The 13,015-nt window shown below is 73.2% G+C and carries 11 protein-coding genes and 3 tRNA genes; 7 read left to right on the top strand and 7 right to left on the bottom strand.

What is annotated here, in order from left to right; genetic code table 11:
- Positions 1–113: 113 nt before the first annotated feature.
- Positions 114–1,055, bottom strand: a complete 942-nt coding sequence (locus tag EV372_RS19840) for a DUF5996 family protein (protein WP_130397208.1) — start codon at positions 1,053–1,055, stop codon at positions 114–116.
- A gap of 462 nt (positions 1,056–1,517) precedes the next feature.
- Between EV372_RS19840 and EV372_RS19845 the strand changes: the two genes are divergently transcribed.
- Positions 1,518–2,174: a hydrolase gene (locus tag EV372_RS19845; RefSeq protein WP_130397209.1), complete on the top strand. Its 657-nt coding sequence runs from the start codon at positions 1,518–1,520 to the stop codon at positions 2,172–2,174.
- A 128-nt stretch (positions 2,175–2,302) separates the two neighbouring features.
- Entirely contained in the window at positions 2,303–2,611 is a 309-nt protein-coding gene (locus EV372_RS19850; protein ID WP_130397210.1) for a GNAT family N-acetyltransferase, read from the top strand.
- Positions 2,612–2,819: 208 nt separating this feature from the next.
- Here the strand turns inward: EV372_RS19850 and EV372_RS19855 are convergent.
- The 3 genes from EV372_RS19855 to EV372_RS19865 form a co-directional block, all read right to left on the bottom strand.
- Positions 2,820–2,896: transfer RNA gene (locus tag EV372_RS19855), tRNA-Val, on the bottom strand.
- Positions 2,897–2,912: 16 nt separating this feature from the next.
- Positions 2,913–2,983 (bottom strand) — tRNA-Cys (locus EV372_RS19860).
- A 41-nt stretch (positions 2,984–3,024) separates the two neighbouring features.
- Positions 3,025–3,097: transfer RNA gene (locus tag EV372_RS19865), tRNA-Gly, on the bottom strand.
- A 231-nt stretch (positions 3,098–3,328) separates the two neighbouring features.
- Between EV372_RS19865 and EV372_RS19870 the strand changes: the two genes are divergently transcribed.
- The gene (locus tag EV372_RS19870) at positions 3,329–4,510 is read left to right on the top strand and encodes a molybdopterin molybdotransferase MoeA (RefSeq protein WP_165436007.1); all 1,182 of its coding nucleotides are present in this window, start codon (positions 3,329–3,331) and stop codon (positions 4,508–4,510) included.
- A gap of 237 nt (positions 4,511–4,747) precedes the next feature.
- Here the strand turns inward: EV372_RS19870 and EV372_RS19875 are convergent, their stop codons facing one another.
- Positions 4,748–6,532 carry an MFS transporter gene (locus EV372_RS19875; RefSeq protein ID WP_130397212.1) on the bottom strand — a complete coding sequence of 595 codons (1,785 nt, stop codon included), beginning with the start codon at positions 6,530–6,532 and terminating at the stop codon, positions 4,748–4,750.
- A 182-nt stretch (positions 6,533–6,714) separates the two neighbouring features.
- Between EV372_RS19875 and EV372_RS19880 the strand changes: the two genes are divergently transcribed.
- A complete protein-coding gene (locus EV372_RS19880) occupies positions 6,715–7,266 on the top strand; it encodes a TetR/AcrR family transcriptional regulator (RefSeq protein WP_130397213.1) in 552 nt (183 codons plus the stop codon).
- Between the two features lie 223 nt (positions 7,267–7,489).
- Here the strand turns inward: EV372_RS19880 and EV372_RS19885 are convergent, their stop codons facing one another.
- Positions 7,490–7,987 (bottom strand): GNAT family N-acetyltransferase, encoded by a 498-nt coding sequence (locus tag EV372_RS19885; RefSeq protein ID WP_130397214.1) that lies wholly within the window; start codon positions 7,985–7,987, stop codon positions 7,490–7,492.
- 557 nt (positions 7,988–8,544) lie between these two features.
- Here EV372_RS19885 and manA point away from each other — a divergent pair.
- Both manA and EV372_RS19900 read left to right on the top strand, forming a co-directional pair.
- Entirely contained in the window at positions 8,545–9,729 is a 1,185-nt protein-coding gene (manA, locus tag EV372_RS19890; protein WP_130397215.1) for a mannose-6-phosphate isomerase, class I, read from the top strand.
- Positions 9,730–10,130: 401 nt separating this feature from the next.
- Entirely contained in the window at positions 10,131–10,505 is a 375-nt protein-coding gene (locus EV372_RS19900; RefSeq protein ID WP_130397216.1) for an FKBP-type peptidyl-prolyl cis-trans isomerase, read from the top strand.
- A gap of 431 nt (positions 10,506–10,936) precedes the next feature.
- Here the strand turns inward: EV372_RS19900 and EV372_RS19905 are convergent, their stop codons facing one another.
- Positions 10,937–12,112, bottom strand: a complete 1,176-nt coding sequence (locus EV372_RS19905; RefSeq protein ID WP_130397217.1) for an acyl-CoA dehydrogenase family protein — start codon at positions 12,110–12,112, stop codon at positions 10,937–10,939.
- A 267-nt stretch (positions 12,113–12,379) separates the two neighbouring features.
- Between EV372_RS19905 and EV372_RS19910 the strand changes: the two genes are divergently transcribed.
- Positions 12,380–13,015, top strand: coding sequence for a TetR/AcrR family transcriptional regulator (locus EV372_RS19910; RefSeq protein WP_130397218.1), 636 nt, complete (start codon positions 12,380–12,382; stop codon positions 13,013–13,015).

Consider the following 13,015-nt stretch of genomic DNA (forward strand, 5'->3'; position numbering starts at 1 on the left):
CTTGGGACGAAGCGGCCGGGACGTGGCCCTGCACCGGGCCGAGCCCTCCGGGGCGCGGAGGGGCCCGTCGACGGGGGCCGACACCGCGGCCCCCGTTCGCCCCCGCCGTCTCCTCAGGAGGCGGAGGCCGCCTGCCACCGCAGGGGGTCGTCCTCCAGCGCGGAGCGGTCCCAGCTCCCGAGGTCCGCGGCGGCCTCGTAGGTGGTGCGCAGGAACTCGGCCACCGCGCGGTCGGGGTCGGGCGCGGTGCGGGCGGCCTCGTAGGGCAGCAGGAACTGCTGGAACTCGGCGCTGTAGTACGCGCCCTCAGGACCCACCGGCCGGTCGGCGAACCCGCCGGGTGCGGGGTAGGCGTAGGAGTAGAAGGCGCCCTCCTCGCCGCCGCCGGGCCAGAACCCGCAGCTGGACAGCTCCCGGGAGTAGCCCTCGACCATGACCCAGTCCCCGCAGTTGGGCGCTCCGCCCGGGTGGGGCGGGGCCGTGCGCCCGGAGAAGCGGGTGCAGGCCAGGTCCATCGCCCCCCAGAAGAAGTGCACCGGACTGACCTTGCCCACGAAGTGCGACCGGAACTCGCCCATCACCCGGTTCGCCTGGAGGAGCTGGCGCCAGAACAGGGCGGCCGCCTCCCCGTCGTAGGAGGCGTGCTCGTGGTCCTCGGCGAAGGGGATCGCGGGCTCGACCTCGTTGGGGCTCGGTCGGATCGGGGCCTGGATCCCGAGTCGGCCGAGCGTGTCCATGATCTGGGTGTAGAACTCGGCGACCGGCATCGGCCGCAGCGCGAAGCTCCGCTCGCCGCCGTCGCTGCTGCGGATCCGGAGCTGGTGGCCGACGAAGTCGAACTCGATCTCGAAGGCCCCGGTGCCGTACGGGACGGCTGAGGTCGTCAGCCCGCGCGGGCTGACGTAGAGGGTCACCTGCCACCAGTGGTTGATCAGCGGAGCGTGGGCCATGCGGATCTTGCCCACGATCTGGGTCCACATGTGCAGGGTGTCGCGGGTGGGGGTCCAGTCCGAGACCCGCAGGCTCGGCCAGTTCGTCGCTGACGGGCTGGTCATCGCTCACTCACTTCCTTCTGTGCGCCAAGGGGCGGAGGCGGTCGTGCGCCGAGGACGGGCGTCCTGGCCCCCGTCCCTGCCGGAGCGAGGCGGGCCGCGGTCCTGCCGGTCCCGCCGCGCCCCGGCGGCCAACGGCCTCCGGAGGGACGGCGCCCCGCGCCGCCTGTGGGTGCGAGACCCCCGCTGGTCGTTGATACATCATCCGGACGGTAGGTGACAAGACAACTTGCGGGGCGGCGGGGCGATGGCGGATTCCGGGCCCGATTTTGTTGACACGTCATCCAAAGATGCTAATTTTGGTGATGCATCACCTAACTCGGCGGAGGCGCGCCGTCACCGAAGCGGAGGGCCGTCTCCCGTGCGGAGAGGTCGCGCCGGTCCGCGGAGCCGTGCCGTCCACGTGCGGTCCGGCGGTGTCCCCGCCGAGCCCCCGGAACACGAACCCCTTGAGAGGAACCCCCTGTGAGCACCAAGGCCAAGAACGGACTCCAGGCACTGCTGACGCCCGAGGAGAGTGTCCTCGTCCTGATCGACCACCAGCCGTTCCAGTTCGCCAACCTGAACAGCCATGAGCCGTCCATGGTCGTCAACAACACCGTCGGCCTCGCCAAGGCCGCCAAGGCGTTCGGCGTTCCGACCATCCTGACGACCGTGCTGGAGGAGCGCGGCGGCTACCTCATCAAGGAGCTTCAGGACGTGTTCCCGGAGCAGAAGCCGATCGACCGCACGTTCATCAACACCTGGGAGGACGAGCGCGTCGTCGACGCCGTCAGGGCGACCGGCCGCAAGAAGGTGGTCATGGCCGGTCTGTGGACGGAGATCTGCCTGGCCATGCCGGCGATCCAGGCGGCGGGCGAGGGCTTCGAGGTCTTCGCCGTCACCGACGCGTCGGGCGGTGCCACGGCGGAGTCCCACGACATGGCCGTGCGGCGCATGGTCCAGGCCGGCGTGGCGCCGATCACCTGGCTGGCCGTGGCGGGCGAGTGGCAGCGCGACTGGGCCCGCGAGGAGACCATGGAGGGCATGGTCGACGTCCTGACCCAGCACGGCGGCGCCACCGGCATCGCCTTCGCCTGGGAGACGCAGATGCTGGCCAGCCGCGCCGCGAACGGCGCCTGACGACGCGACCGCGGAACGGGGCCGGTCCGCGTCGGGCGCTGCCCGTCCCCGACCGGCCCCGTCTCGGACGAGGACACCGCCGGTCGACGGCGTGAACGGGTTGACACACCAACACGAGGGGAGGACCCGTGGCGGTCCTGGTGGGCGACGTGTCCCGGGCGAAGCGCTGTGAGGCCCGCGTCGACGGAGAACCCGGGGTCGCGGGCGTCGCGGAGTACATCCGCACGCCGGAACTCGTCGCGTTCGTGCACACCGAGGTCGCGCCGGAGCACGAAGGCAGAGGAGTCGGGTCCGCGCTGGCCCGCACCGCCCTCGACGAGGCGCGGTCCGCGAACCTGCGCGTGCTGGCGACCTGCCCCTTCTTCGCGGGCTGGATCGCCCGTCATCCCGAGTACCAGGACCTGCTGTACCGGTCCCGGAGCAGGGTCAGCGACTGAACGGTCGGCCACGGCGGTCGTCGGCGTCCCCCGGCCGGGGAGCGGTCGCGTCGTCGGGCGCCGGAACCTCACCCTGACCGAAGCAACCGCCGGGGGTCGTCCCGAGGCGTGAACACGGGTGTGCGGGAGGGCGGAGCGGGGGCTCCGCCCTCCCGCCGCGCTGCCCGGAAACGACTCAGGCCGGAGCGTGTGCTCCGGCCTGGGAAGATGGTGGGCGATACAGGATTCGAACCTGTGACCTCTACCGTGTCAAGGTAGCGCTCTAACCAACTGAGCTAACCGCCCGCGTGTAGCGATGGGGAGGTGGAGACGGGATTCGAACCCGTGTAGACGGCTTTGCAGGCCGCTGCCTCGCCTCTCGGCCACTCCACCGAGTTGCACGTAAGGCGCCGGGGCACCTCGCGTCTCCTCCGAGCGGACGACGGGATTCGAACCCGCGACCCTCACCTTGGCAAGGTGATGCTCTACCAGCTGAGCCACGTCCGCTTGCTGCCTGGCGTCCGGCCCGTGGGCCCCGCCGTGCTGCTGGTAAGAACTCTAGCGGAAAGTCGGCAGACGGCAAATCGGCGCTGGGAGGGGCCGGTTCGGCGTTCCCAGCGCGGGCGGAAGGCCGTGCGGTCGGAGGACGCGCCGGGGCCATCGGAGCGGACGTTAACGTCCGCGTCATGCGCTCGGGTGGACAATGGGGGACACCGGCGTGACGAGGGGGAGACGGATATGGGCGCGGGCGGCGGCACCGGGGGACACGGCGGGCACCGGTCGTGGCCGCGGGCGCGTGAGGCCGCCCGGCTCCTGGGCGGCGGCAGGCCCCCGCACCCGCGGGAGCTTCCCCTGGAGGACGCCCTGGGCGCCGTCCTGGCCGCGGACGTGCACGCCCTGTCGGGCCTGCCCGCCTTCGACGCCTCGGCCATGGACGGCTTCGCGGTGTCGGGCCCGGGGCCCTGGCGGCTGGTCGGCAGGCAGCTGGCCGGAGCGGCGGAGGCGCCCGTGGGCCTGCGCCCGGGCGAGGCCGTGGAGATCGCCACCGGCGCCCGTGTGCCCAAGGACACGGAGTGCGTCGTGCCCTACGAGCTGGCCGCCGTCCGGGGCGGGACGGTGGACGGGCCCGCGGAGGCGGGCCGCCACGTGCGCTGGGCGGGGGAGGAGACCGCCCCCGGCGAGACCGTGCTCGAACGGGGAGCGGTGATCGGCCCCGCCGCGCTGGGCCTGGCCGCCAGCCTGGGCCACGACACCCTGCCCGTGCTGCGCCCCCGGGTCTCGGTCCTGGTCACCGGTGAGGAGATCACCACATCGGGACTGCCCGGCGACGGCAGCGTGCGCGACGCCATCGGTCCGGCGCTGCCCGGAGTCGTCGAGCGCGCGGGCGGCCGGATCGCGTCCCTGCGCCACCTGGGCGACGAGCGGCGGCCGCTGCTCGACGCGCTGGCGGGCGCGGACGGCGACGTGGTCGCGGTGTGCGGTTCCTCGTCCCGGGGCCCGGCCGACCACCTGCGTTCGGTCCTGGAGGAGCTGGGCGCCGAGGTCGCGGTGGACGGGGTCGCCTGCCGCCCGGGCCACCCGCAGCTGCTCGCGCACACCGGCCGGACCGTGTTCGTGGGCCTTCCCGGCAACCCCGGGGCCGCCCTGGTCGCCGCGGCCACCCTGCTGGTCCCCCTGCTGGCCGCCATGACGGGCCGCCCGGACCCCGGAACGGGGCTGGCCCGGGCCGTTCTGGAGGGCGCCGTCACCGCCCACCCCCGGGACACCCGGCTGGTCGCGGTGCGTCTGGACGGCGGACGGGCGCATCCGGTGGGCCACGACCGTCCGGGCAGTCTGCGCGGCGCCGCGCTGGCCGACGCCTACGCGGTGGTGCCGCCGGAGTGGGACGGCGGCGAGGTGGAACTGCTCCGCGTTCCCTGAGACCGCTCCGCGTCCGCTCGGAGACCACTCCCGGGTCCGCTCAGGAGCCACTCCCGCGTCCGAGACCGCCCCCGTTCAGAGACCTGACCAGGGGTCCTCGCGCCTCCACGACGTCGGGGCGACCGAACCGCATTCTCATGCGAGGACCCTAGAGAACCCCCCCGGCGCGGCCCCGCAGGGGCCGGACACGCGTCGGCCCCGGAAGGCGTCGCCTTCCGGGACCCGGACCCTCACCTGCTAGCCGTCGGAGCGCGTCCGCTCGGGCGAGATCGCGGCGTCCCCGGCCGCCGAGTCGGCGGTCACGGGGCCCGGTTCCTGCCCGGTACCCGTGGTCCCCTCGGCCTCATCGATGCCCACGGTCTCGGCGGCCACGGTGGTCCCCGCGGTCCCGGCGGTGCCCACGGCCTCGACCGTCTCCTCCAGGGCCCCCTCGGCGGGGCCCTCCACCGGCTCCACCGCCGGGTTGCCCCGACCGCGCAGCAGCACCCACGCCTGCGCGGCGGCCGCCAGGACGATCACCACGGCGATGACGCTGGTCAGGTGCATGCCGTCGGTGAACGCCGTCCGCGCGGCGAGCATCAGCGCGTCGCCCGCGGCGCCGCCCACCTCGGCGGCGGCGTTCGCGGCCCCGCCCAGGGTCTCCCGGGCGGCGTCCACGGCCCCCGAGGGCACGCCCTCCACGGCGGTCAGGTTGGCCCGGTAGGACGCGGTCAGCACACTGCCCAGCAGCGCGACGCCCAGCGCCGCGCCCAGCTCGTAGGCGGTCTCGGAGATCGCCGAGGCCGCGCCCGCGCGCTGGGGCGGGGCCGCCGACATGATCGCGCCGTTGGTCAGCGTCTCGGCGAACCCCGAGCCGGTGGCGATCAGCGCGAAGCCCGCCGTCACGAGCACCACACCGGTCACCGCGTTCCCCTGCGGCGCGAAGACCAGGACCGCGAACCCGGTCGCGGTCACCAGCAGGGATCCGCCGATCACCGTGGCCAGGCTCAGGTGGCGCGACAGTCGCACCGCCACCAGTCCCGCCAGCACCGACAGCACCAGGCCGGGCACCAGCACGAAACCGGCCCGCATCGGCGAGATGCCCAGCACCAGCTGGAGGTACTGCGTCAGGAAGAACAGCGACGACACCAGCGAGAACACGATCATCAGGTTGGTGGCCACCGCCACGCTGAACACGCGGTACCGGAACAGGCCCACGTCGATCAGCGGGTCGTCGAGGGCCTTCTGGCGCCGGACGAACAGGTAGCCCAGGCCCAGGCCGAGCACCAGGGACGCGACCGGAACGACCGCCAGGCCCTCGGTGGCCAGGTTCTTGACGCCGTACACGACGGGCAGGATCGCGGCCATGGACAGGACCACGCTCAGCGGGTCCAGGCGGCCCGAGTCGGGGTTGCGCGACTCACGCACCAGCAGCGGGACCAGCACCAGGATCAGCGCCATCACCGGCAGGTTGATCAGGAACACCGAGCCCCAGAAGAAGTGCTCCAGGAGCCAGCCGCCCAGGATCGGGCCGAGCGCCGCGCCGCCGGAGAACCCCGACGCCCACAGGGCGATGGCCAGCAGGCGCTGGCGCGGGTCCAGGAAGATGTTGCGCAGCAGCGACAGGGTCGAGGGCATCAGCGAGGCGCCCGCCAGGCCGAGCAGGGCGCGGGCCGCGATGAGCACCTCGGCGGTGGGCGAGAACGCGGCGAGCAGTGAGGCCGCGCCGAAGGCGGCCGAACCGATCATGAGCAGGCGCCGCCGACCGATGCGGTCGCCGAGCGAGCCCATGGTGATCAGCAGTCCGGCCAGGACGAAGCCGTAGACGTCGACGATCCACAGCAGCTGGCCCGCGTCGGGCCGCAGCTGCTCGCTGAGCGCGGGGACGGCGAACCCGAGCACGGTGGAGTCGACCGAGATCAGGATCACCGGGAGGACCAGGACGGCGAGCGCGGTCCATTCGCGCGGGCCCGCGAGGGCGGGCGCCGCGCCGTCGCGGCCGCGCGCGCCGGCGGTGCCGTTTCCGGTCTGGGCGGAACTCATCTTTCCTCGTTACGTGTCGCTTGTGTGCGCGCCGCACGGCTGTGAGGGCGCGTTCGGACCGGCGGGATGCGGAGGGCGAACGGCCGGGTGGAAGGGCGGGAAGTCTGGTCGACCGGGCGTACTCCCGGGACTCTTCAACCGTCCAGACGGTACAGTACCGTCCAGCCGGTACAGTGTCAATCGTGAACGCTTCGAACACCCGCGACCGCATCCTCGACTCCCTACAGGACATCCTCGTCGGTGAGGGTTATTCCGCGGTGACCCTGGAGGCCGTGGCCCGTGACGCCTCGGTGTCCAAGGGAGGACTGCTGTACCACTTCCCGTCCAAGGCCGCCATGCTCACCGGGCTCATCGAGCGCCTGCGCGTGCTGGCGGAGGAGGAGTTCCGGGAGGCGGTGGAGGGGGAGGAGGGCGTGGTCCGCGTCTTCCTGCGCACCTCGCTGCCGCGCAGCCCCGAGGAACGGGAGCTGTACTGGGCGGTCATCGCGGCCCTGCGAGGCCAGGAGGACATGCCCGAGGAGGCCGTTCGCACGGTCCAGGGCCTCTTCAGCCGCTGGGGCGACCTGCTGCACGAGGAGCTCACCGACCCGGTCCTGGCCGAGATCATCCTGCGCGCGGGCGACGGGCTGTACATGGCGGCGATCGCCGGGCTGCCCCAGCCCGACCCAGTGCTGACGCAGCGGATGATCGACCGCCTGGTGGAGGCCTCCGACAAGGTGCGCCGGGAGCGCTGAGCGTCCGCGGTCCGGGCCGACCGCCCGCCTCCGCCTCCCGCCGCCGAACCGGTCCGCGTCGCCGCCTCCCGGCCGGGCGGGCGCGTTCGGCGCGAACCGGGTGTTCGCGCCCCGGGGGTCCGGCCCCGCCCCTGGCGGGCGCGACCCTGCGAGTGGCCCTCCGACCGGGTGTGTCTCCCCGGCCAAGGCGTGGGGCCGCCCCTTCGGGAGGAGTCGGCCCGGTTCAGACCCGGTACTCGAACATCTGGACCTCGGTACCGCCCACCGGCACCCGTTCGACCGGGGTGAAGCCCTGCCCCTCGTAGTAGCGCACCAGGGCCCCGTCCCCGCCCGCCCAGCAGTCCACCCGCACCAGCCCGACGCCGCGCTCGCGCGCCTGCCTGCGGGCGAAGGAGAGCAGCTTGCCGCCCACGTCGCGCCCGGAGTAGGCGCGCGCGACCAGCAGCAGGTGGACGTAGAGCTCGCGTTCGCGCACCCGCGGCGCGTAGCCGGGAGCCCGTTCGGTGACGGTGAGGAACCCGGCCGTGCCGTCCCCGACCTCGGCCACCCACAGGCCCTCGGCGACCAGCTCCTTCACGCGCTCGACCCGTCGGGGATCCTGTGACCAGGGGCGGTCGCCCCACTGCGCGGAGCGCCCGTGCTCGACCAGCCACGCCACGGTGGCGTCGAAGGTCTCCAGTACCGCTGACAGGTCCGCTGGTCCGCCCTGGCGCAGCCTCAAGTGTCCGCCTCACACGTCGGGGAACAAACACGACCAGAGCACGTTAACCGGTCGCCCATCCGTCGGGCACCCCGGTTACCCGGAAGGGGGAGCGAGGAAGGGAGAGGCTTCGGCGGCGAGGCGGGGAAGGCCGCTCCCGGGGCGCGGCCGTGGCACCCCGGACGCCGCTGCGGGACAATGGCGGAACCCCGCCGGGGGGAGCGCGGGGTTCGCGAGCCGCACGTCCACGCGGTGGCGGACGGTCGCCTCCACGGGCGGTCGGCACGGGGTTCCCGCCGTGTCGCGGGACGCCCGGCCCCTCGCCGGGCGGAAGAGGAGGAGGTCAGGATGTGGCGCTGTTCACGTGCTTCCGATCATGGTTTACTTCCGAGTAACTTCGTTGCCGCAGCCGGTACCCGTGTTCGTGGGGTGCCCGCCCACCCCGCGAGGTGAAGTGTGCACTACCTCAAGGTGTGGGGCGCGCCGTGTCGACCGGGACAGCGCCCTCCACGAGACTGTTGCAGCCTCGCCGGGGTGTCCACGGGGTGAGAACACGCAGACGGGAAAGCGGGGGGCGCATGCACAGGCTCACCAACCAGGTAAGGCCTTACGCCTGGGGAGCGCGCACGGCCATCCCGCGGCTGCTGGGCGCCGAGCCCGACGGCACCCCCCAGGCCGAACTGTGGCTGGGGGCCCACCACGGCGCGCCCAGCACGGCGCACTGCGAGGACGGCCCGCGCCCCCTGCCCGGCCTCATCGCCGACAACCCCCACCGCGTCCTGGGGCGGCGCACCGCCGAGCGCTTCGGCGGGCGACTGCCCTTCCTCCTCAAGGTCCTGGCCGCCGAGGCGCCCCTGTCCCTCCAGGTCCACCCCGACGCCGTCCGCGCCCGCGCCGGGTTCGAGGCCGAGGAGCGCGCGGGCATCCCCCTGGACGCCCCCCACCGCAACTACCGCGACCCCCACCACAAGCCCGAACTCCTCCTCGCCCTGGAGCCCTTCGAGGCGCTGTGCGGCTTCCGCGAACCCGCCGCCGCCCACGCCGACCTGCACGGACTCACCTGCGAACTGGCCGTCGCGCTGCGCGGCGACCTCGCCCTGACCGACGCCGGAACCGCACTGCGCGGCGCCCTCACCCGCCTGCTCACCCTCACCGGGGACGAGCGCGCCCGGCTGCTGGACGACTTCGTGCGCGAGTGGTCGGACTCCGGCCCGCGCGGGTCCCACGGAGCCATCGTCGCCGACCTGGCCGACCGCTACCCGGGCGACCCCGGCGCGGTGGCCGCCCTGCTGCTCAACCGGGTCACGCTCTGGCCGGGCCAGGCCCTGTTCCTGCCCGCGGGGAACATGCACGCCTACCTCCAGGGCACCGCGGTCGAGGTGATGGCCAGCTCCGACAACGTGCTGCGCGCCGGGCTGACCGGCAAGCACGTGGACGCGCCCGAACTGCTGGACGTGGTGGACTTCTCGGTGCTGCCCATCCCCTACGCCAGACCCGGGGTCTGCGAGGGGCGCCGGGAGTTCCGCACGGCAGCCCCGGAGTTCGCGCTGCACGAGATCGGACCCGGCCGCATCACCGCCCACCTGCCGGGGGAGGGGCCGACCGTGCTGCTCGCCCTGCACGGGCAGGTGGAGCTGGTCGCCGAGGTCGGCCAGGGGATGACCCTCCAGCGCGGTGAGTCGGTGTTCGTGCAGGCCGACAGCGGGCCGATCAAGGTCGAGGGCCACGGCCACGTCATCGCCGCCACCGTCGGCGAGATCTGAGACCTGAGTCTCCAGACCCGGGTTCCCACACCTGAGGTCACAGACCTGAGACCCGAGGTCCGATTCCCCACACCTGAGACCCGAAGCCCGAGTCTCCACACCTGAGATCCGAGTCCCCAGACCCCAGACGTGAGTCCCCAAGTCCGGGTTCCCACACCTGAGATCCGGGGTTCGAGGTTCTCGGACTGAGAAACAGGGCCCGCTTTCTCAGACCCCAGAACCCGGGCCCCAGTTTCCAGGCCTCAGGCTCCAGATCCCAGAACTCGGGTCTGGGGCCCGGTCAGGACGGTACGCGCGCGTCACGGAGCGCCCGGGCGGGACGTCCGTTTTGCTCCGGGAGGTTCCCGCGCACCGATAGCCTGGGCCTCTCTGTTCACTGTGACCACACGAGGGGTACCACCATGGCGCTTGAGCGTCCCGAGATCGACTTCATCGAGGGCCCGCCGCCCGCCGAGCTGGAGGTCACCGACATCCAGGTCGGTGAAGGCGCCCAGGCGGGCCACGGCAGCACCGTCCAGGTCCACTACGTGGGCGTGGCCTTCTCCAGCGGCGAGGAGTTCGACGCCAGCTGGAACCGCGGCACCCCGCTGAGCTTCCGCCTCGGCGCGCGCCAGGTCATCGAGGGCTGGGACCAGGGCGTCCTGGGCATGCGCGTGGGCGGCCGCCGCAAGCTGGTCATCCCGCCGCACCTGGCCTACGGCAAGCGCGGCGCCCCCGGCGCCATCGCGCCGGACGAGACCCTGATCTTCGTCTGCGACCTGGTCGGCGTCAGCTAGGGCCGTCGCGTCCGGCGCCCGGCGTTCGGCGTCCGCGCCTGCTGTGGCGCCCGTGCCTGCCGTGGCGCCCGCGCCCTCCGGGGCTTCCTGCGCCCGGTGTCGCGTCCGCGTCTGCCGCGGCTGTCGCGCCGGGACTCCCCGCGTCTGCCGGGGCTCCCAGCATCCGCCGGGGTTTCCTGCTCCAGCCGGGGATGACCCTGTTCCCAGTGCCGCCCCCGGCGCCGGAGGTGGCGCCAGGAGTGAGGTCACGGCGGGCCGGAGTCCCGTGCACCGCACCGGACGCCCCGCGGCGACGGGTCGGGGCACGCACCCGCTCTGGCCGGGGGCGCTTACCCGACCCGATCGGGGCGGACGCGCCCGGTCCGGGCACATGCGTACGGAAGGGGCCCGTGCCGCGCTCCCACGTGCGGCACGGGCCCCTCGTCCCGCCGCTAGCCCAGGGTTGCGCCCACCTTGACATGGCCCTTGAGCAGGTCGCGGGCGATCGTGCGGCGCTGGATCTCGTCCGTGCCCTCGAAGATGCGCAGCAGCCGCACGTCGCGGTAGAAGCGCTCGATGGGCAGCTCACGGGTGTAGCCCATGCCGCCGTGGATCTGCATCACGCGGTCGACGATCTCGTTGGCCTTCACGCCGCCGAAGAGCTTGGCGATGGACTGCGCGTGCCGCGAGTCCCGGCCCACCGACACCTGCCACGCGGCGTGCAGCACCAGCAGGCGCAGCGCCTCGATCTCGGTCTGGGAGTCGGCGATCATCCACTGGATGGCCTGCCGGTCGGCGATGGGCGCCCCGAAGGTCTCACGCGTGCGCGAGTACTCGATCGCCATGTCCAGCAGGCGCTCGCAGCCGCCGAGCGCGCGGGCGGGCAGCAGGTAGCGGCCCTTGCCGATCCACTTCATGGCCAGCTCGAAGCCGCGGCCCTCCTCGCCCAGGATGTTCTCGTGCGGCACGCGCACGTCCTGGAAGACCAGGGAGGCCGGGCGGCGCTCGCCCATGGTGTCGATGGGCTCGGAGGTCCAGCCCGCCTCGCGGTCGACCAGGAAGCAGGTCACGCCCCCGTCGGCTCCCTTGTCCGGGTCGGTGACCGCGAAGACCATGGCGAAGTCGGCCTCGTTGCCGCCGGTGATGAAGGTCTTCTCGCCGTTGACCACCCACGTGTCGCCGTCGCGGACGGCGCGCGTGCGGATGGCCTTGGCGTCGGAGCCCGCGCCGGGCTCGGTGATGGCGAAGCAGGAGCGGCGCTCACCGGCGATGGTGGGCAGCAGGTAGCGCTCCTTCTGCTCCTCGTTGGCGTGGTAGAGGATGTTGTCGGCCTCGCCGCCGAACTTGAAGGTCAGGAAGGTCCTGCCCAGCTCGATCTCGATGATCGCGGCGGTGACCGGGTCCAGGCCCATGCCGCCGTACTCCACCGGGGTCTCCACGCCCCAGAAGTCGGACTTGCGGGCCAGCTCGCGCAGCCGGGTGCGCTCCTCGGCGTTGAGGCCGGGCGGCTGCCCTTGGCGCTCGCGGCGCAGCACCTCGTTCTCCAGCGGCATCAGCTCCCGCTCGACGAAGGTCCGCACCCAGTCGCGGACGGCGCGCTGCTCATCGCTCAGTGAGAAATCGATCACGGCCTGTCTCCCCAGTAACCTAACGGCGTTCGGTTTGAGGGTACGGTCTCGCCCGGGGTACGTGCAAGAGGTGCGGCCGAACGGGAGGAGACGGGCGCGGGGACCGGTTCCGGCAGCCGCCCGCACCGGGTCGCGCGGGGCCGGAGGACGGGCTCCCGGGTGCGCGGACGCCGCGGAGGGTCCGCACACGGTGAGCCGACGTGCGATGATCGGGCCGGACGCCGGAGGGTCCGGTCCGTCCGCCGCAGTGGAGAAGGGGATCCCTCCGTGGCCCGACCCAAGACGCCGATCCTGAGCCGTCCGGGCATCCGCCGCGCGGCTCTCGCGCTCATCGACCGTGACGGGCTGGACGGTCTGTCCATGCGCAAGCTCGCCCAGGAGCTCGACGTGCAGGCGGCCTCCCTCTACAGCCACTACCGCACCAAGGAGGAGCTGCTCACCGAGGTCGCGGACGAGGTCACCTCGCGCATCGACGTCTCGGGGTTCGAGGGCGGGGACTGGCGCCGGGGCCTCACCGTCTGGGCGCGCTCCTACCGCGACGCCCTCGCCGAGCACCCCCACCTGCTGCCGGTGGTCTCCTCCGGGCCCGGGCGCCGCGAGGAGGCGCTGCGCCGCGCCGACGCGGTGCACGGCGGCCTGGTGGGCGCCGGATGGCCGCCCCGCTACGCCACGATGATCGGCGCCTCCACCAAGTACCTGGTCGTGGGGGCCGCCACCAACTCCTTCGCGCGCGGGTTCGACGACGACGTGCGCGTCTACCGGGACCGCTACCCGAACCTGTCCCAGGCCCACCGGTTGCCCGAGCACGCCGCGGAGATCGACGACGCGAGCTTCGAACTCGCGCTCTCGGCCTTCCTGGACGGGCTGACCGGCGTCTTCGACAAGGTCGGGAACCGGAACTGA

The sequence above is a fragment of the Nocardiopsis sp. CNZ308 genome (assembly GCF_004217075.1).

What these genes read in the sequence shown, in the direction of transcription:
- EV372_RS19840 (WP_130397208.1), bottom strand. Translation starts at nt 1,055, where the DNA reads ATGACCAGCCCGTCAGCGACGAACTGGCCGAGCCTGCGGGTCTCGGAC.
- EV372_RS19870 (WP_165436007.1), top strand. Translation starts at nt 3,329, where the DNA reads ATGGGCGCGGGCGGCGGCACCGGGGGACACGGCGGGCACCGGTCGTGG.
- EV372_RS19875 (WP_130397212.1), bottom strand. Translation starts at nt 6,532, where the DNA reads ATGAGTTCCGCCCAGACCGGAAACGGCACCGCCGGCGCGCGCGGCCGC.
- manA (WP_130397215.1), top strand. Translation starts at nt 8,545, where the DNA reads ATGCACAGGCTCACCAACCAGGTAAGGCCTTACGCCTGGGGAGCGCGC.
- EV372_RS19900 (WP_130397216.1), top strand. Translation starts at nt 10,131, where the DNA reads ATGGCGCTTGAGCGTCCCGAGATCGACTTCATCGAGGGCCCGCCGCCC.